At 59.6% G+C, this 18653-nt stretch carries 14 protein-coding genes; 9 read left to right on the top strand and 5 right to left on the bottom strand.

The genetic code is table 11. The features are described 5' to 3' along the window. The first annotated feature begins 5 nt into the window (after nt 1-5). The 3 genes from IEX40_RS05540 to phbB all read left to right on the top strand — a co-directional run bounded on the left by IEX40_RS05540 (nt 6) and on the right by phbB (nt 3769). Nucleotides 6-1322: a DUF1329 domain-containing protein gene (locus tag IEX40_RS05540; RefSeq protein WP_188746123.1), complete on the top strand. Its 1317-nt coding sequence runs from the start codon at nt 6-8 to the stop codon at nt 1320-1322. Nucleotides 1323-1498: 176 nt separating this feature from the next. Continuing rightward, nucleotides 1499-2842 carry an MATE family efflux transporter gene (locus IEX40_RS05535; RefSeq protein ID WP_229680605.1) on the top strand — a complete coding sequence of 448 codons (1344 nt, stop codon included), beginning with the start codon at nt 1499-1501 and terminating at the stop codon, nt 2840-2842. Between the two features lie 177 nt (nt 2843-3019). Then, a complete protein-coding gene (gene phbB, locus IEX40_RS05530) occupies nt 3020-3769 on the top strand; it encodes an acetoacetyl-CoA reductase (protein WP_188746121.1) in 750 nt (249 codons plus the stop codon). Between the two features lie 57 nt (nt 3770-3826). On the opposite strand, the gene IEX40_RS05525 is transcribed toward phbB, so the two are convergent. Both IEX40_RS05525 and IEX40_RS05520 read right to left on the bottom strand, forming a co-directional pair. Then, nucleotides 3827-6412, bottom strand: coding sequence for a DUF349 domain-containing protein (locus tag IEX40_RS05525; RefSeq protein ID WP_188746119.1), 2586 nt, complete (start codon nt 6410-6412; stop codon nt 3827-3829). Nucleotides 6413-6634: 222 nt separating this feature from the next. Next, the gene (locus IEX40_RS05520; protein ID WP_188746117.1) at nt 6635-7063 is read right to left on the bottom strand and encodes a YchJ family protein; all 429 of its coding nucleotides are present in this window, start codon (nt 7061-7063) and stop codon (nt 6635-6637) included. 66 nt (nt 7064-7129) lie between these two features. Between IEX40_RS05520 and sbcB the strand changes: the two genes are divergently transcribed. Continuing rightward, nucleotides 7130-8584: an exodeoxyribonuclease I gene (sbcB, locus tag IEX40_RS05515; protein ID WP_188746115.1), complete on the top strand. Its 1455-nt coding sequence runs from the start codon at nt 7130-7132 to the stop codon at nt 8582-8584. After that, nucleotides 8553-8942 carry a hypothetical protein gene (locus IEX40_RS05510; RefSeq protein ID WP_188746714.1) on the top strand — a complete coding sequence of 130 codons (390 nt, stop codon included), beginning with the start codon at nt 8553-8555 and terminating at the stop codon, nt 8940-8942. Before sbcB ends, IEX40_RS05510 begins: the two co-directional genes overlap by 32 nt. 17 nt (nt 8943-8959) lie before the next feature. Here IEX40_RS05510 and IEX40_RS05505 read toward each other — a convergent pair whose 3' ends face one another. Continuing rightward, nucleotides 8960-11812, bottom strand: coding sequence for an insulinase family protein (locus IEX40_RS05505; protein WP_188746113.1), 2853 nt, complete (start codon nt 11810-11812; stop codon nt 8960-8962). Nucleotides 11813-11991: 179 nt separating this feature from the next. On the opposite strand from IEX40_RS05505, the gene IEX40_RS05500 reads away from it, so the two are divergent. The 4 genes from IEX40_RS05500 to IEX40_RS05485 are packed head-to-tail and all read left to right on the top strand — an operon-like array spanning nt 11992 to nt 15896. After that, the gene (locus IEX40_RS05500; protein WP_188746111.1) at nt 11992-12375 is read left to right on the top strand and encodes a DUF6394 family protein; all 384 of its coding nucleotides are present in this window, start codon (nt 11992-11994) and stop codon (nt 12373-12375) included. 4 nt (nt 12376-12379) lie between these two features. After that, a complete protein-coding gene (locus IEX40_RS05495; RefSeq protein ID WP_188746110.1) occupies nt 12380-14077 on the top strand; it encodes a potassium channel family protein in 1698 nt (565 codons plus the stop codon). Next, the gene (locus IEX40_RS05490; RefSeq protein WP_188746108.1) at nt 14077-14976 is read left to right on the top strand and encodes a DMT family transporter; all 900 of its coding nucleotides are present in this window, start codon (nt 14077-14079) and stop codon (nt 14974-14976) included. Before IEX40_RS05495 ends, IEX40_RS05490 begins: the two co-directional genes overlap by 1 nt. Before the next feature lie 38 nt (nt 14977-15014). After that, nucleotides 15015-15896: a Tim44 domain-containing protein gene (locus IEX40_RS05485; protein WP_188746107.1), complete on the top strand. Its 882-nt coding sequence runs from the start codon at nt 15015-15017 to the stop codon at nt 15894-15896. A gap of 70 nt (nt 15897-15966) precedes the next feature. On the opposite strand, the gene glpD is transcribed toward IEX40_RS05485, so the two are convergent. Together glpD and IEX40_RS05475 are read right to left on the bottom strand one after the other, a co-directional pair. Then, the gene (gene glpD, locus IEX40_RS05480; RefSeq protein WP_188746106.1) at nt 15967-17490 is read right to left on the bottom strand and encodes a glycerol-3-phosphate dehydrogenase; all 1524 of its coding nucleotides are present in this window, start codon (nt 17488-17490) and stop codon (nt 15967-15969) included. Nucleotides 17491-17763: 273 nt separating this feature from the next. Continuing rightward, nucleotides 17764-18522, bottom strand: a complete 759-nt coding sequence (locus IEX40_RS05475; protein WP_188746105.1) for a DeoR/GlpR family transcriptional regulator — start codon at nt 18520-18522, stop codon at nt 17764-17766. Nucleotides 18523-18653: the final 131 nt, after the last annotated feature.

Below are 18653 nucleotides of genomic sequence, written 5' to 3'. Positions count from 1 at the left end.
TGAATATGTTGAAGAAAAGTATTTTAGCCCTGTCTTTGAGTGCGGTCCTGACCGGCGCTGTACAGGCCGCTGCGGTCTCCGAAGAGGTGATCCAGAACTCCTTCTTCCCCTACCAGAACGGTATGCCGAGCTATCCGAGCTTGAGTGCAGGGATGACCATCAACCAGTCCAACGTGGAGCAGTTCAAGGAGGTGCTGGATCCGGGGTTGTATTTGTTCATCAGGAGTGGCGCTACCGAGATCAAGGTCGGCGAAACCACCGATTTCGCGCTGCATCAGAGCTATATCGATGCCACCCGTCAGTACTCGGGTGACGTCGCACTGGGTGAGGGCTACGGCGAGCTGTCCAAGACCGTAGCCGGTCGTCCCTTCCCGCAGGAGCCGTCGATGGATGACCCCCGAGCCGGCGAGAAGCTGGCGTGGAACTACAAGTACGGTTACAACTGGGGCGACTCCGCTACCATCTCGCCGTTTTACTGGACCATGCGGGACATGGACTCCGGTAAGAAGGAGCGCACCATCAAGTTCGACTTCAACTTCCTGAACTTCACCCACCGTACCCAGCAGGCGCCGTTCCCGGAGGTTACGCCGAATCCGTCCGAGCTGTTCCGCGGTATCTATGTGAAAGTGCTGGAGCCGTTTGACGTCAAGAACACCCAGCTGCTGATCCACCGCTTCGAGGATGACACCAAGGTTGATAACGCCTACCTCTACCTGGGTTTCCAGCGCCGCGTGCGTCGTCTCTCCTCCGGCCAGACTACCGATGCGTTCCTCGGCACCGACGTCATGATCGAAGATTTCGAGGGCTATAACGGCCGCATCTCAGACATGAAGTGGGTCTATAAAGGCACGCGCAATATGCTGATGCCGTTCTATAACCACAACGAGATGGCGTTGGATAGCGAAACTCACCAGGATGAGGAGGGTTATCAGGTCGTCGCGTTTGGTGGCAAGGGAGGCTGCTTCCCCAATATCACCTGGCAGCTGCGCAAGGTATATGAGGTGGAGTCTATCCCTCAGGACGAAAACCACCCGATCAGCAAGCGTACACATTTCATGGATGCACAGACCTTCACCATACCGCGTACCGTGGTCTACGACCGCAAGGGCGATATGTGGAAGAACTGGATCATCGGCCAGGCCCACCCCGATCACCACCTGCCGGTCAACAAGGGCACTGGCGTGTCGATCGACGATGCCTTCAGCATGATCGATATCCAGGCGCAGCACTGTACAACCGGTCAGTTCAAGGGGATTGTCGATCCCGATCGCAGTCCTGTGGATATCTTCACCGTGCAGAATATGCGCGCATCGGGTAACTGATCCACCGATACGGCCCCTTCATTCTTGGCCCGGCTGATGCCGGGCTTTTTCATATCTACAGGATGTGCGGTATGTCGCGGGCGCATGGATGTGCAGCAGCGGCGATCAGGTGTGCGACATTAACCGCAGGCGGGTGGTGTGGTACACTGCCGCTCCGTTTGTGAACCGGCCCTGGCATGTCCCAATCTCTCGATATTCTGGCTGCGCCCATCAGATCGACTCTGGTGCGTATGACGCTGCCGATGATGCTCGGGATTATCAGCCTGATGCTGTTCAACATCGTCGATATCTGGTTCGTCGGACAGCTCGGCACCGATCCGATGGCGGCGCTGGCCTTTACCTTCCCAGTGACATTTTCCATCACCAGTCTGGCGATTGGCTTGGGGGTCGGCAGTTCTGCCACCCTGGCACGGCTGATCGGCGCCGGCAGTCCAACCGGCGCCGCGCGCATGGCCACCGATAACCTGATCATGACGGTGCTGCTGATGGTAATCATCGGTAGCGCCGGACATTTTATTATCGATCCCGTGTTCTCGCTGATGGGCGCGGAAGCCCACCTGATGCCCTATATCCACGACTACATGTCGGTCTGGTTTTCCGGCTCCGTGTTCCTGGTGCTGAATATGGTTTGCAACAGCATCTTCAGGGCGGCGGGAGATACCCGGTTTTCCGCCGCGATCATGCTGGTCTCGTCATTGCTCAACCTGCTGCTCGACCCGCTGCTGATCTTCGGCATTGGGCCCTTTCCGCAGTTGGGTATTCAAGGCGCGGCGGTGGCCAGCGTACTGGCCTGGGCTTCGACTACGGCGATGGCACTCTACCTGCTGCATCGCCGGCAGATGCTGCTGTTGAGCCGGCCAGAACTTGGCCAGATGCTTGAGCACTGGCGTACGGTGCTGAAGATTTCTCTGCCTGCAGCACTCTCCAACATGATGACGCCGCTGGCGAACGGTGTGTTGACCGCTGTCGTGGCCCGGCATGGTGCCGAAGCCGTGGCTGCCTATGGTGTCGGCAACAGGGTGGAATCGCTGTCGTTACTGGTGTGTCTCGCGCTGTCGATGACACTGCCGCCGTTTATCAGCCAGAACTACGGAGCGGGGCAGATCGAGCGGGTACGCCATGCCTATATCGGCGCCGCGCGCTTCGCGCTGATCTGGCAAGGGGTGATATTCCTGGCCCTGTTTATCTTCTCCGGCAGCCTGTCGTCGCTGTTCAGCGATGATGACGAGGTATCCCGCTGGCTGGAACTGTGGATGGTATTGGTGCCTGCAGGCTTCGGTTTCCAGGCGATCACTTTCCTCAGCGCCTCCTCCTTCAACGCCCTGCACCAGCCGATGCGCGCCATGCGTATCAGCCTGTTTCGCCTGTTTATTATGTATGTTCCGCTGGGTTGGCTGGGCAGCCTGCTGTTCGGCTTGCCGGGTATGTTCGCGGCACTGGTGCTGGCCAACGGCATCACCGCGTTTATCGCCTACTCCTGGATGAACGCATACCTGCGACGCCTCTGTGACCGTCTGTAACCTGTACGTCAAATCTATCTCTTAACCTTTCCTCAGCAAAAACGGCCTGGCGGTTGTGATCCCTGCGCTCATCGTACTATGATCAAACGATAGGGATAGACGCACAGTATTAAATACAGAATTAAAAAAGCCGGTGTTTTGCCGGTATTCAGATGGAAACTAGAGGGGTGCGATATTATGAGTCAGAAAGTAGCAATGGTAACTGGCGGTACCGGCGGCTTGGGTACAGCAATCTGCCGTAAACTGGCCGATGCCGGGTTCAAGGTGGTTGCCGGTTACAACAGCGGTGGTAAGCACGAGAAAGCCAAAGCCTGGCAGGCCGAGCAGAAAGCCGACGGTTATGATATCGAGGTCGCGTATGGCGATGTCACCGATGCCGAGTCCTGCGCCAAGTGCGTGGCGACCGTTAAAGAGCTGACCGGCAGCGAGATCAGCGTACTGGTCAACAACGCCGGTATTACCCGCGACGGCACCTTCAAGAAGATGAGCTGGGAGCAGTGGGATGAGGTGCTGAGTGCCAACCTGGATTCCATGTTCCATATGACTCGCCTGGTCATCAACCCGATGCTGGAGCAGGGCTTCGGACGCGTTATCAACATCTCCTCTATCAACGCTCAGAAAGGCCAGTTCGGTCAGTGTAACTACTCAGCTGCCAAGGCCGGTATTCATGGCTTTACCAAGGCGCTGGCACAGGAAGTTGCATCCAAGGGCGTCACCGTCAACACCGTATCGCCGGGCTACATCATGACCGCGATGGTGGCCAAGATCGACGATGAGGTGCTGAAGAAAATCGCCTCCAATATCCCGGTTGGACGTCTGGGTACACCGGATGAGATCGGCCGCATCGTGGCCTTCCTGGCTGATGAAGAGTCCGGTTATATCACCGGTGCCGACTTCTCCATCAACGGTGGTCAGCACATGCACTGATCCCTTGGGGGACAAAAAAACCGGCGCATGCGCCGGTTTTTTTTATTCCTGTCGAACTCAACAAGTCGTCCGTTGCTTCAGCTGCTCGAAGCGTTGGCGCAGTTCGGGGAATACGCCGCTGTAGGGCAGCGTTTTCCACTCCAGGTCCAGTTGTATCACATCGCCTGTAGCCGGATTCTGATTCTGCTCGGCAAGGGCTTGCTGCAAGCGGCGCATCTGATACTCCATGCGCTTGGCTTGATCCTCGTCCGGTGTTGGCTGTCCCAACAGAATCTCAAGACGGATACACAGCTCACGTAGACGCTGTTCGCTGTCAGCCAACTGCTGCTCCAGCTCTTCGGTGGATTCAACTGTACGCTCTACCACGTCGGCACGCTCCAGCATCGCCGCGCGCCAGGGGAGGGGCAGTGACTTGACCGACCCGCGCACCGTATCCAGTATCCTGTCGATCAGCTCGGCATCGCCCTCTAGCATTGCCGCTTCCGCTTTGGTCAGCATTTCGGCACAGGAGTTGAATCGACTCAGTTCCGCCTCCTTCATCGGCGCCGGCGATTGCTCGAGCATAATCTGCGTAGCAGGTGGTGTCGGGTCGTCCTTGAGTCGTGCGAAGATGGTATCGCAGTGGGCACGGAACTCCTGCCAGAGAGCGCGCTCTTCGCTGCGAAAGGCCGGTCCGATCGCTTTCCAATGACGCTGCAGGGCCTTGGCTTCTTCGGCTGCCGCGCGCAGATCCTCGGCTTCTGCCAGCTCAGCCGCGCGTAATATCAGCTGCCGCTTCGCCTCGGCACACTGCTGATGCCAGTTACGCAAGCGTTGGTCCAGGTTGCGGATCAGCTGATTGAAGCTGCTTTGAACTGCTTTGCCGGGCGCGCGGTCGACCGGTGAGAACTGCTTCCATTCCCGCTTTGCCGTGTGGCATATCCGCTCGATGGCAGGCCAGTCGGCTTTGTCCCAGTCGATGCTGTCGAGTAACTGACCCAGTTGATGGCAGATCTCTTCGCGTTGTTTGAGATTCTGTTCGCGTAGCTGACGCTGGGTTGAAAAGTGCGCTTCACAGGGGCTGTAAGCGGCTTCGGCCGCTGTGCGGAAGCGTTGCCACAGCTTCTGCGAATGAACACAGGCGCCGGCGTCCAGGGATTTCCACTCCTGTTGCAGCGAACGGATCTGGTCGGCCAGTTGCTGAGGGGGGAGGTCGGCGTCGATCAGCGCTTCCATCCGGTCGCACAGCTCCTCCTTCTTGCCATTGATGGCAAAGCCCTGCCAGTCCTTCATCTCCTGCAGCTGCGCGATCAACGACTTGTAGCGCTTTTCCAGCTGTGGGGCGGTGGTACCGTTGAGTCGCTGAAGTTGATCGGTGGCCTGATCCTGACAGCGCACGGCGACGCGGATCTCGCCCTGGCTGATCGCCTGTTCCAGAGCATCGAGGTTGCCCTCCAACTGGGAGGCCAGTCTGTCGGAGTGTTCGCGCTTCTCCTGCCGGCGTTTGTCGATCGCTTTCAGCAGCTTCTCCGCCTGAACCAGCAGGTCCGGCTTAGCCAGCTTTTCGGGCCAGCGGATTGCATGAAGCAGATTATTGATAGAGCCCTTGTCCAGCTGCTCCAGCGGCTGCTGCAGCAGTGACTGGAGCTGGTCTTGGTGCTGCTGCAACTGTTCCAGTGCGGATCTGCAGTGCTGTGCCTGTTTCAACCGCCTGTTGAGGCCGTCGGTCAGCGGCCCCTGTTGTTCGAGCGACTGGACCCGGTCGCAAAGCGATTGTAGCGCGCTGACCTCGATATCCTGGGTAAGGGCACCGTCAATCTCCTGCTCCAGTTGTACGCAGGCGTCGCGATGTGCTGCCGCCGCACGCGCTTTGGCTTCCTGCTGCTCCCGTTCCGCCTGCTGCTGAGCGATGAAGGCGCGAGCGCGTTGCGCCAGAGTTTGAAACTCGGGTTCGAGCAGGGAAGAGCTCGGCAACTGCTCCCATTCGCGGTTAATTACATCGAAACGGGCCTGAAAATGCTGGTGGTCCAGACCATTGACCAGCGCATTCAGTGTCGCGATCAGCTCGCGTTGCTTCTGTTCCAGGGCTTGCTGTTCACGCTCCTGCTCTTTGTATGCCTGCAGCATGTCCCGTGCGATACGGTGCACCGTCTTGTCGCTGCCACGGCTTTCCCGGCAGAGGGTGTCGAGCAACTCAGGCTGGGTAATACGCTCGGCTGCCGATCGCCGTAGTTGGGCTATGGCGCCCTGCAGGGCGAGGGTCAGCAGGGTGGTCTGGTCATCGATCAGGGACAGGGCGACGTATTGCACCTGGTTGCCGGCATCGCAGAGCACCAGTGCTGCAAGGCTGGCTGTATCCGGCAGGCGCTCGAGCCAGTTGCGCTGCTCCTGCTCTGGCAGCGGCTCCAGATAGTTGGCGATGGCGCAGGCGGCATGCAGGCGCAGTTGCTGATCCTGCTCAGAGACCAGCGCCTGAATCAGTAACTCAGGATCGTCGACCCGATCAAGCGCGGCGCGACGCACTTCGCTGCTGTTATCGTCCAGCAGAAGCTGGCGCAGGATGTCGATGTGGCCGGGATGGTCTTTGCGTAGACGAGCAACGGCGCTAGCGCGTACGGCTGCACTGGAGTGACGCCATTTGGGTTTGAACAGATTTACAAACATCAATCACCACAGACCGGCGCTTTGCGCTCGGTTACTCAATCGGAGAACCAGACAGCAGAGCGAGGCGCTACTGCATACATAAGGTATGCGTAGGCGGCTCCATACCCCGGCGTACTGATAATATCAGCGTGTCCCTGTCGGGCGGGCAGCTATTCTACCGGCCTCGGGTCGCGCAGGAAAAGCCTTGACAAGGCGGTTAAATCCGGGCGGTCCGTTCTTCGCTCAGGCTGGTTTCAGCTGAACGTCGCCGTCAACATAGAGCCAGCGGCCGTTTTCCCGCCTAAAGCGGGAGCGTTCATGCAGCACACCACGATCGGGGCCCGAATCGAAGCGCGCTTCGAACTCGACGACGCCTATAGGATCCTGCGGACCGCCGGCCTGGGTGTCGAGTATCGTCAATCCGGTCCAGGTGGTGACCTGGGTCTGCTCGGTCAATAGCTCGGCCTCGCCCGGTTGACGCTTTTCCGGTGCCAGTGTTTCGATCAGGTAATCCACAGCACCGAGCGCAAACGCGCTATAGCGGGAGCGCATCAGCGCTTCCGCCGTGGCCGCGGGCGCAACGCCGGTCAGGGCGGGCTCGCAGCACGCGCTGAACAAACGGCCTGAGCCACAAGGGCAGGGTCGGTTACTGTTCATTGTGTCGTGAAGCATGCGTGCGATCCCTATCGATGGTAGTGTGTGGGCCCAGTATACATGAACCACGCAAACGGATCCGAGATGGCAGCCAACGCTACCGAAACCTTTTTCTGGCACGATTATGAAACCTTCGGCACCGATCCCAAACGCGATCGGCCTGTGCAGTTTGCCGGCGTACGTACCGACGCCGACTTCAATATCATTGAAGAGCCACTGGTCATTTATGCCGCGCCGTCTGAGGATGTGCTGCCGCATCCCCAGGCCTGTCTGGTCACCGGCATCACGCCGCAACTGGCATTGGAAGAAGGGGTATGCGAGGCCGAGTTCATTCGCGCTATCCACACCGAGCTCTCCCGTCCCGGTACCTGTGCTGTCGGGTATAACAGCATCCGTTTTGACGATGAGGTGACGCGCTACACCCTCTATCGTAATTTCTATGACCCCTATGCCCGTGAGTGGCAGAACGGCTGCTCGCGCTGGGACATAATCGATATGCTGCGCCTGACCCGTGCGCTCCGTCCCGAGGGGATAAACTGGCCCGAGTATGAGGACGGTACACCAAGCCTGCGTCTGGAGGACCTGAGCCGCGCCAATGGTCTGTCCCACGAGCAGGCGCACGATGCGCTGTCCGACGTCTACGCGACCATCGAGGTGGCCAAGCTGGTGCGCGAACGTCAGCCCAAACTGTTCAACTATGTGCTGAACAATCGCGGCAAGCGTGCGGTGCAGGCGCTACTGGATGTACCGGCGATGAAGCCGGTGCTGCACATCTCCTCCAAGTACCCGGTGCAGTGGGGTAACGCGGCGGTGGTAGCACCGCTGTGCTGGCATCCGGTCAATCGCAACGCCGCGGCCGTCTGGGACCTGCGGGTCGACCCGACACCGCTGTTCGAACTCAGCGTCGAGCAGATTCGCGAGCTGCTCTACACCCGCCATGACCAGCGTCCGGAAGGCGCGCCGGAGATCGCGTTGAAACTGCTGCACAGCAACCGTTGCCCTATCGTCGCACCTGCCGGTATGCTGAACGCTTCCGAGGCGGCACGGCTCAATATCGACGGTGATACCTGCCGCCGCCATCTGGCATTGCTGCGCGCGGAGCCTGGTCTGCAGGCTAAACTGGCGGTGCTGTACACCGATGACCAGCCGCCGGCGGATGGCGATCCGGACCATATGCTCTACAGTGGCGGTTTCTTCAGCGATAGCGACCGGGGGCTGATGGAGCAGGTGCGGAACGCGGCGCCCGAGGAGTTGGCGACGCTGGAACTGCCGTTCCAGGATCCGCGTCTTGAGGAGATGCTGCTGCGCTACAAGGCGCGCAACTACCCGCAGGCGCTACAGGACGAGGAGCATCAGCGCTGGGAGGAATACCGTTCGCGCAAGTTGCTCGATGAAGACAATAACGGTTACCTGACCATTCCGAATTTCTACGACGAGCTCAACCGTCTGGCGCAGCTGCCGACAACTTCGGAACGGGACAAGCAGATACTGGAAGAACTGGCTTACTATGCTGAATCGATCTACCCGATGGAGTTTTGAGTCAGCCGCACTGGTGTGCGCCGTGACCCTATCGGGATCTGTCCAGGCTGCTGGGCAGGGGCTGTTGCCTGGCACGCGTCAAGTTGATGAGGCGGACTATTTCGTGGTTGAGCTGGGGCCGCCAGTACCTTTGCCGGAGGTCACCGTTGTAGCGCCCTCTGCGCCGCTGCCGATACATGAGATCGTGGTGGAGCCGGTCAAGGTTAAGCCGCTAACAGGCGAGGATCTGGTGTTTGCCCAGATCGAGCGCGACGCTAAGTTGCCGACAGAACTCGATCTCCTGCCGGAAGAGGCGCCGGGACCGGAACTGACCCCGCCGCCGCCTTTCGGAACCCATCGTGACGTAATCGAGCTTTAACCTGCCATCTTCCCTGATCAGGGCAGCGTTGCGCTGCCCGGCACATAGCGCTGCTCAGCCTTGAGCGCGTCCAGCAGCTCGCGATCGTCACCGCCACTATTACCCTGGTTGCTTTGATTGCCGAAGCTGCGCACCGCCAGTTGGCGAGAGCGTAGCTGTTTCAGCCGTTCGCCAAGCTGCACTCGGGTCACCTGCTGTACCGCGGCAATCATCTTCTCCGGCGTATCGAACTCGGTGTTCTCTCGGTCCAGCTCGCGCCAGAACCGCGAGCTGCGCTCCTTCAGCGAGTTGTCTCGCTGATCGATCCGGGAGATCAGGCTGCGGCGGAACCCCTCCAGCGTCTGCTCGGGCAGCTCGGCGAGTGCGGTCTGCATCTGGTCGAGGAAAAGGTTATATGCCTGCTCCAGTCTGACCGGATCGGCCACCGGAGACTGCACCACCAGCGCCAGCCCGGGTACCTCGCTGAGCGGCAGGAAGTTGGCGAAGACGATGTATCCGAGTTGCTGCTCGGTGCGCAGCTGATTGTAGAACGGGGTGGCGAGAATCTCGTTGAGCAGCGCCACCTCGGCGCGGGTCCCCAGCTCGGTGTTTTCACCCTGCATGTACAGTGTCAGCGCCGAATCGTTGTGATCGATCGGCAGCGTGGTATGCAGTGTCCGCCCCTCGGGCAGCTGCACAACCGGCAGCCTCGGCGTGGCGGCTGCGGCACGACCGTTCAACAGGTTGTCGTAGACCTGCTGCGCCATATGCCGCGCGGACGCTTCGCTCAGGTTGCCGTGGGCCAAACCGCGCATGTGCACGTCGTTGAACAGTGACGGCCAGTAACCCTGCAGGTCGGCCAGGGTCAGCGGCGCCAAGGCCTTCAGCTGTTCCTCCTCGGTCCACTGCGGCATCAGCGAGCGGTACAGGGTACTGAAGGTCTGGGTGTAGGGCTTCTCCTTGCGGGCGTTGTCCAGCTCTTCGCTCAAGGCCTGCTTGATGCGGGCAAAGCGGGATTCGGAGCTGGGCGATTGTTTGGCGGCGTCCAGGATGGCGTCGAGCAGCAGCGGCATGCGCTCGTTGTAGCCGCTCAGGCGCAGGCTGATACCGCGGGCATGGTTGTAAATATCGGCCGAGAGTCCGGCCAGGCTGGCATCGTAGAGCACCTCGTTCAACCGGTCCTTGAGCATGCGGGTATAGAGTTCGTTCAGCACCGCGGACCTCGGGCTGGCATTGGCCGAGCCGGTAAGCAGCGCCAGGTAGAGGTTGGCACGGGGGACGCCGAAACTCGCATCCTGCAGGAACCAGAGTTCACCGCCCTCGCTGTGCCAGATCCGCTGCGGTTGCGGATCGGGATCGCCATTGGTGGCGAGCAGCTCCAGGTCATGGGCGACAAAGGGGTTCTGGCCGCGAGCATGCAGCTGAGCCACCGCCTTTGGTGCCTGCCAGCGGGCCAGCGCCTGATCCTCGGGCTTGCCGAGCCGGTAGTCGATCTCGTAGCGCGGCGTGCGCCGGTCGGTCTGCAGATCCTGCGCGGCGCGCAGCAGCACCAGTCGGTCCGGTGTCAGCTGGTCCAGATAACTGCCGATCAACGCCGGGTCGAAGCCGCTGAAGCGATAGGGCGCATCGAGCAGGTGTATGCTGGGGTAGCGCGCGAGGCTGCGCGACAGATTGGTGACCTCATGGATCGGCTCACGCGGCTCGCGGAAACGGAATTCGGCAGCGGCCAGTAACGCCTCCTCCTCATACAGATCCTGACGTACCCCTGCATCCTTCAGCGCGTCGACATAGCTGAAGAACAGCGCGACCACCTCGGTGTAGTGTTCAAGGCCCGCTTCGGTCAGCTCGATGCTGACATCGAAGCTGGCCTGGTTGTCCAGATCGATCCCGGCGGAGGCGCCGAGCGCCTGGGCCCAGCCCTTCTGCTTGAGCAGGCTCAGCAGGCTGCCCTCGCCCTCGTAGCCGATCAGGCTGGCAATATAGCGGACCGGTTTCTTGTCCCAGTGCTCGCGTATCGGCGCGATCGGGAAGCTTAGTTCGAGTAAACGGGTCTGCATCAGGGTGACCACATCCAGCTGAATCGGTAGCTGGTCAGCCTTATACAGGGAGGCGTCGATGTTCAGTGCTTTCAGGTTGCGGTCGGCGACCGCCGAGAAGCGCTCCTCGACCAGCCGGCGCAGCTCGGCTGTCGACTGTCGACCCACCACCGCCAGCGTCATCAGGTTGGCGGAGTAGTGGCTGTTGTAAAACTTGATCAGGTCCTCACGCACCGGGCTATCCGGCCTGTCGGCAAGGGTGTCGAGGCTGCCGACGGCGAACTGGCTGTAGGGGTGGTCCGGATTCAGCGCCAGCTTGCCGGCCACGTACAGGCGGCGGCCGTCGTCGCGGATCCTGGCCTTGAACTCGGAGTGCACTGCATGACGCTCGCGGTCCACGTATTCGGGGGTGAACAGCGGGGCGATGAAAAACTGCGAGAAACGATCCAGCGCGGCAGGCAGGGCGTCGGCCTTGACGTCGAAAAAGTAGTTGGTGTGGTCGAATGCGGTGTAGGCATTGTGGCTGCCGCCATTGGCGCTGATGAACTGCTGGTAGGCGTCCGCTTCCGGGTATTTTTCGGTACCTAGGAACAGCATGTGCTCAAGAAAATGAGACAACCCTTCTCGGCCTTTGGGGTCGTCCCCGCTGCCGACCTGAACACTGAGCGAGGCCGCACCCTTGTCGCTGTCCGGGTCGGATACCACCACCACCTGCATCCGGTTGGACAGGCTGAACACCTCGTACTGGCGGCTGTCGTTGGGGCTCTGGATCGGAAGTGCTGCGCGTACCGGCAGCGCCAGCACGACCAATAGCAGCAGGGTGAAACGTATCAGTGTCGAATTAAGGCTCTGCATTCGCAATCCTTTACCGCTCCTGTAGTGTTGTTATCTCAGCCTGGAAGCTCCGGTGAGATGGTCGGATTCACTGCTCTGACTCTGGTAGTCGCCTCGGGGTTCCGCTGGTATGCGTTGGGCGACTGCCTATACAATTGATGAGAGTAATCGGCGTGAGTGTACATAAGGAGTATGCACGGATGAATCGCGAAAAGGTGATCTTCGCTTTCTTTATCGTTTTGGCGCTGACGCTGAACTTCGGTTTTTTTATCGGCGAGATCGATAACCCGGACCACCACGATGTGCTCGAACTGTTCCTGGCCCTGGTGGTCAGCCTGATCTGCACCGTTCTCAAATTCGGCGATCGCAGCCACCTTGGCGCGCTGATGCTGGCCACCAGTCTGGTGGCTGACCTGCAGTTGATCATCTCCGCCGGCATCTGGGCGTACGGCGAGCATATCGCCGCCAGCGGTATGGAGGCGGAGGTGATGGCCAGTGTGGTTTCCTTTGCCGGCGGGGCGTTGGTGGCCAACATCACCTCGGTGATCCTGCTGATGGTCGAGACCGCTCTGATCCGGCGCTGATTCGATGAACGATATCCTCTATGTGCTGTTGCGCCGTCTGCGCGTGCCGCTGATCACGCTGATCGTGGTATACGCTGTGGCGGTGCTGGGTTTCACGCTGATCCCGGGACGTGACGACGCCGGCAACGTCTGGCACATGGATTTTTTCCACGCCTTCTACTTTGTCTCGTTCATGGGCTCGACCATCGGATTCGGTGAGATCCCCTATGAGTTCACCGGCGCCCAGCGGATGTGGACGCTGGTAACCATCTACTCCTCCGTGGTGGCCTGGCTTTACGGTATCGGCACCACACTGACCGTGTTTCAGGATTCCGGCTTTATCCGTCTGCGGCGCTTGCGTACCTTCGTGCGGGAAGTTCGCGGTCTGCACGAGCGCTTCTACCTGGTGTGTGGCTACGGTGTTACCGGCAATCACGTGGTACGGGAGCTGATCGATCATGGCGTGAGGGCGGTGGTGGTGGATATCGATCAGGAGAGGATCGATTCACTGGAGCTGGATGGGCTGGTGATGCCGGTACCGGCGTTGTGCGCCGATGCATCGCTGCCCGATATCCTAGACTATGCGGGGCTGCAGAACCCACACTGCGTCGGTGTACTGGCGTTGACCAACAGCGACAACGTGAATCTGGCCATCGCCATTGCCAGCAAGGTGTTGATGCCCAAGCGGCTGGTGATCAGTCGTTCGGAGAACGATATCACCAGCGCCAACCTGGCCTCCTTCGGTACCGACATGATTGTCGACCCGTTCCGCTCCTATGCCGAGTATGTCGCGCTCGCCGCCCACAGTCCCCACCGTCATCTGGTGTACGACTGGTTGATGAATCCCGAGCATCGCAGCCTCGCCAGTGTCTATCGCCGTGAAAAGGGACGCTGGATCATCTGTGGCTACGGCCGCTTTGGTCGCAATATCGCCCGCAACCTGCAGCAGGAGGGCACCGAGATCACCGTTATCGATCCCAACCCGGACAGCATCAGGGGCATGAGCAGTGCGGTGCTCGGTATCGGCACCGAGGCGATCACCCTGCAGCAGGCAGGAGTTGAGAGTGCGGTCGGCGTCGTTGCCGGTACCGCGAACGATGCCGACAACCTGTCGATCATCATGACCGCGCGGGAGCTAAACCCGAAGCTGACCACGGTGGTGCGCCAGAACCTGAGCGCCAATGAGCTGGTGTTTGCCAACTCCCGCTGCGACTTCATCATGCAGCCTGGGAAGATCATCGCCGCGCAGATCCTGGCTCGGTTGAAGATTCCGCTGATGTCCGTGTTTCTGGATCACCTGATGCAGCAGGATGAGGTCTGGGCTCACACCCTGGTCAACCGGATGAACGCTACGGTCGGAGACGAGGCGCTGGAGAGTCGTTCGATCCGAATCGATGAATCCTCCGCACCGGCGATCCAATGCAAGCTCGATGAGGGGGTAGAGGTTAAGCTGATTTCACTGCTGAAAAACCCCCACGACCGGCGCGAGACGCTGGAGTGCTTTCCACTGATGTTGCGTCGAAATGGTGACGTGAAAGCGCTGCCGGGAGAGTTGACGCTAGTTGAACCGGGTGACGAGATACTGTTCTGTGGCCGCAAACGGGACCTGACTAAGTTTGAGTGGACCACGCACAACTACAACACCCTGCACTTTATTCTCACCGGTGAGGATGCCACGCAAAGCGCGATCCAGCGCTGGATAAGCGGTCGAGTGCAAAACTGATGGCCTACCTGCTGCTCTCGCTGACGATACTGTTCTGGGCCGGTAACCTGGTCAGCGCCCGCGCTATTCACGCGGATATCGAGCCGGTGACGCTGGCGTTGCTACGCTGGACGTTGGTGCTGGTGCTGATCCTGCCGTGGGCGCTGCCACGTCTGTGGCGGCAGCGGGGCGTTCTGTTCAGACACCTGCCGATGCTGCTGGTACTGTCGATTCTCAGTGTCGCCAACTTCAATACCTTTCTCTACATCGGCTTGCAGGACACCACCGCCTCCAATGCCGCGTTGATGCAGTCGGCGATTCCGGTGGTGATATTGCTGTTAAGCGCCATCATGCTGCGTGAGCCGACAACCGCGCGTCAGTGGTTGGGTGTGGTGGTCTCGATTGCAGGTGTCGCAGTGTTGATCACCAGGGCCGATTTGCAGATGCTGCTGAACCTGAGCTTTAACCCGGGAGATATCTGGATCGGTGCGGCGGTGCTGACCTGGTCGCTGTATTCACTGGCCCTGCGTTGGCGGCCGAAAGAGCTGGATGGATTCACCCTGTTCGCCTGCAATGTGCTGATCGGTGTGCTGGCATTGCTACCCTTCGCGCTAAACGAGCAGCAGGGCGAGCTTACACTGACCTGGTCTCCCCTGGTGCTGTCGGCGGTGGCCTATATGGCGATTTTCCCGTCGATCCTCTCCTACCTGTTCTGGAACCGAGGTGTTGCGGAACTGGGGGCGGCCCGCGCCGGTCTATTCATCCACCTGATGCCGCTGTTCGGCGTGCTGCTATCGGTGCTGTTTCTCGACGAAACGCTGCAGCTCTACCATGCCCTGGGCATGCTGCTCATATTCATCGGCATCTATTTGGCGACTTTGTCGAAAACAATCGGTAAGCTGCAACCCAAACGCTCGTGAGGGCGTGATGGACACAAAGAAACTCTAAAGGAGCTTCAATGCGAACCCTGACTACCAGCATTTTCGTTATCCTGCTCAGCTTCCTGATCCCGATGGAAGAGGCTCAAGCCAAGCGTCTTGGCGGTGGCTTCACCCTGGGTAAGACCTACACCGCACCGAAGAAGGTGGCGCCTTCACCCACTTACAACAAGCAGCAGGATGCTCAGACCACCACATCGCCCACCCAGACCGGTACCGCGACCGCACCGCGTCGCAGTGGTTTTGGCGGTTTGATGGGCGGTTTGCTGGCCGGTGGTCTGCTGGGGGCGCTGTTCTTCGGCGGAGCGTTCGAAGGGATCCAACTGATGGATATCCTGATCTTCGGCCTGATCGGTTTTGTGCTGTTCAAGCTGTTTTCCGGGCGGCGCCAGACACAAACCGCCTATGCTGGAGTGGGGAACTCAGGCCAGGAGCAGAATACGCAATGGCGCGCCCAGACCGAGGTACCCCAACCGCCGATCTACGACGCTGGTATCGGCAGTGCACTGGCCGAGCCGGAGCTGAAACTGCCGGAGTGGTTCAACAAGAAAGCGTTTCTCGATCAGGCCTGCAACCATTTCAGCGCGCTGCAGAAAGCCTGGGACGACAGCAACTGGGATGAGATCCGTAGCTACACCTCGGCCGAACTGTTCGAAGAGCTGAAGGCGCAGCGTGCCCGTTTCCCGGAGCGTCAGCACACCGAAGTGGTGTCGGTGATGGCGGACCTGATCAACTTCATCGACGAACAGAACCAGGTCGTCGTCAGCCTGCACTTCTACGGCTGGCTGCGTGAAGAGGAGCAGGGTGACACTGCCGAGTTCAGCGAGATCTGGCACCTGAGCCGCGACATGTCGGTGGAGAACGCCGACTGGTTCATCGTTGGTATCGAACAGCCCAAATAATCCTCGCGTCGATAGCCTGGGCTATCACCGCTAACCGATCGGCTGGCCTGGAGAGGGCCAGCCGATCTTCCTATTTAGATAGCATCATCGTTTTCTGTTGTCTGCCGAATACTCTGTCCAGATAATTGGCGAGCTTTTCACGCTCACCGGCTTGCAGGTAGAGTCCCAGACGGGTGCGGCGCCAGATGATATCGTCCACCGACTGCGCCCATTCATGCTCGACCAGGTAGTCTACTTCACGCTGATGCAGGCTGGCACCGAAGGAGGGGCCGAGGTCTTCCAGTGAGCGGCAGCCGTCCAGAATCTGATGGCTGAGGGTGCCGTAGGTACGTGTGAAACGGCGTGCCAACGCCAGAGGCAGCCAGGGGAACTGGCGCGCCAAGGCTGCCTGCAGGCTCTGTTGGGTCTCGAAGTTACCGCCGGGCAGTGTGGCGCTCTTGGTCCAGGCTGGACCCGCTTCCGGGAAATATTTGCAGATTGCGTCGGTGGCGGCCTGCGCCAGCTTACGGTAGGTGGTGATCTTGCCCCCGAATACCGACAGCAGCGGAGCCCGGCCGGGACCAGCATCCACCTCGAAGGTGTAGTCGCGAGTGGCTTTTTGCGCCGCGCCACCCTCTTCATCCATCAACGGGCGTACGCCGGAGTATGTGTAGACGATGTCGCTGTGGCTGATCTGGTGCTTGAAGTGATCGTTGACCACCGAGATCAGATAGTCGGCTTCTTCCAGCGAGATCTCCGCGGCGCTCGGATCTCCCGCGTAGTCGACGTCCGTGGTGCCGATCAGTGAGAAGTTATCCTCATAGGGGATGACAAACACGATACGGCTATCTTCGTTCTGCAGGATATAGGCTTCGGGCTCGTCGTGAATGCGTGGCACCACAATATGGCTGCCCTTGACCATGCGGATCTGCTTTGGCGGCCGGCTTGCCATGGTCTCTTCAAACAGCTTACTGACCCAGGGACCACTGGCGTTGACCAGGGCTCGGCTATACCGGGTTTCCTGGCGGCCGGTGTTTTCGTCGCGCAGGGTGACGGCCCAGAGTTCGTTTTCACGCCGGGCTTTGACGCAGCGGCAGCGGGTGCGAATCTCGGCGCCTTTCTCCTCGGCGGCCTTCGCCAGCAATACTACCAACCGGGCATCGTCGACCCAGCCGTCGGAATATTCGAATCCCCGTGTGATATGGCTGGCCAGCGGTGAGTCGGTTGCGAATCCTATGCCGTGGGAGCCGGGTAGCAGCTCCCGTTTGGCCAGGTGGTCATACAGGAACAGGCCGGCGCGAATCATCCAGGCCGGGCGCAAATGGGGACGGTGCGGCAGGCGAAAGCGCAGCGGCCACATGATATGGGGGGCGTTACGCAGCAGTGCCTCACGTTCAGCCAGCGCTTCGCGCACCAGGCGGAACTCGTAATGCTCCAGGTAGCGCAGGCCGCCATGGATCAGTTTACTGCTGTTGGACGAGGTGGCTGAGGCGAGGTCGCTCATCTCGCACAGCATCACCTTCAGGTCGCGTCCGGCTGCATCCATAGCAATACCGGCACCGTTTACGCCGCCACCGACAACAATGAGGTCCTGAATCGCTGTAATCGACGTCATGCTTTGGAGTCTCCACGCCAGACCAGGCCGTCAGCCGGAGTCTGGATCTATACCCGATTGAAAAGAGTGCCTTGCGTTGCTGTTGTTACTATAGTGTTCGAATACGAAAATAATCAATCAAAAACGAATATTTTTTGTGATGAAATTATTCTTACACGAAGATGAGTGTCTCCGTATGCTGGCAGGTCGGTGGATAAAGATTGCTCGAGCGTTCAGGTGCCCGAAGGTGCGGATCCGGGCTGCCGTATGCGCAGCCCGGCGGCGAAACCGGTATCAGACGATATGAAGCTCGACCTGATTTTCCGCCAATAGCTTGCAGATACCGTTGGGGGGGCGCTGGTCGGTAAAGAGATGGTCCGCCTGGGTGATATTACCGAGGCGTACCATGGCGTTACGACCGAATTTGGTGTGGTCCGCCGCCAGCAATACCTGGCGCGAGTTGGTGATGATCGCCTGGGCCACGCGTACTTCACGGTAATCGTAATCGAGCAGGGTGCCGTCGCTGTGTATGCCGCTGATTCCGATGATACCGAAGTCCATCTGGAACTGATTGATGAAGTCGCGCGTCGCTTCACCGACGATACCGCCGTCCCGGCTGCGAACTTCGCCGCTGGCGATGATCACTGTAAAGTCCTCCTTGGGGCTCAGGATCGACGCGACGTGAAGATTATTGGTCACCACCCGCAGGTCGCGATGATTGAGGAGTGCACGGGCGATGGTTTCCGTAGTCGTACCGATGTTGATGAACAGCGAGGCACCGTTCGGGATCATCTTCACCAGCTCGGCGGCGATCTTCTCCTTGGCTTCCAGGGTCATGATCTTGCGCGTCTGATAGGCCAGATTCTGGGTGCTGGACTCGGCGCTGGCACCGCCGTGGTGGCGCTGAATCCGGTTGTCCTTGGCCAGTTGATTAAGGTCGCGGCGGATGGTCTGCGGGGTAACCTGGAAACACTCGACCAGCTCGTCGATGGTGACGAAGCCGGCCTGTTGGACCTTTTCGAATATCAGATCCTGCCGGTGTCTTTGTGCCATGATTGAATGGTGACTCCTTGGCTACATGAACGATGCTGCATAAACGGATAGATTCGTGAGTGCGCTCGAAAGCCGGTTGCTCGACCTCTCTCCGCTCGTTGGCTAATTGTCGCACAGAATCAGTAGGTTGG

It is taken from the genome of Marinobacterium zhoushanense (assembly GCF_014641945.1).
In the GTDB taxonomy this organism is placed as follows: Bacteria; Pseudomonadota; Gammaproteobacteria; order Pseudomonadales; family Balneatricaceae; genus Marinobacterium_D; species Marinobacterium_D zhoushanense.
Note: the sequence above shows the minus strand (reverse complement) of the source record. Positions and strands in the feature narration are given on the sequence as shown.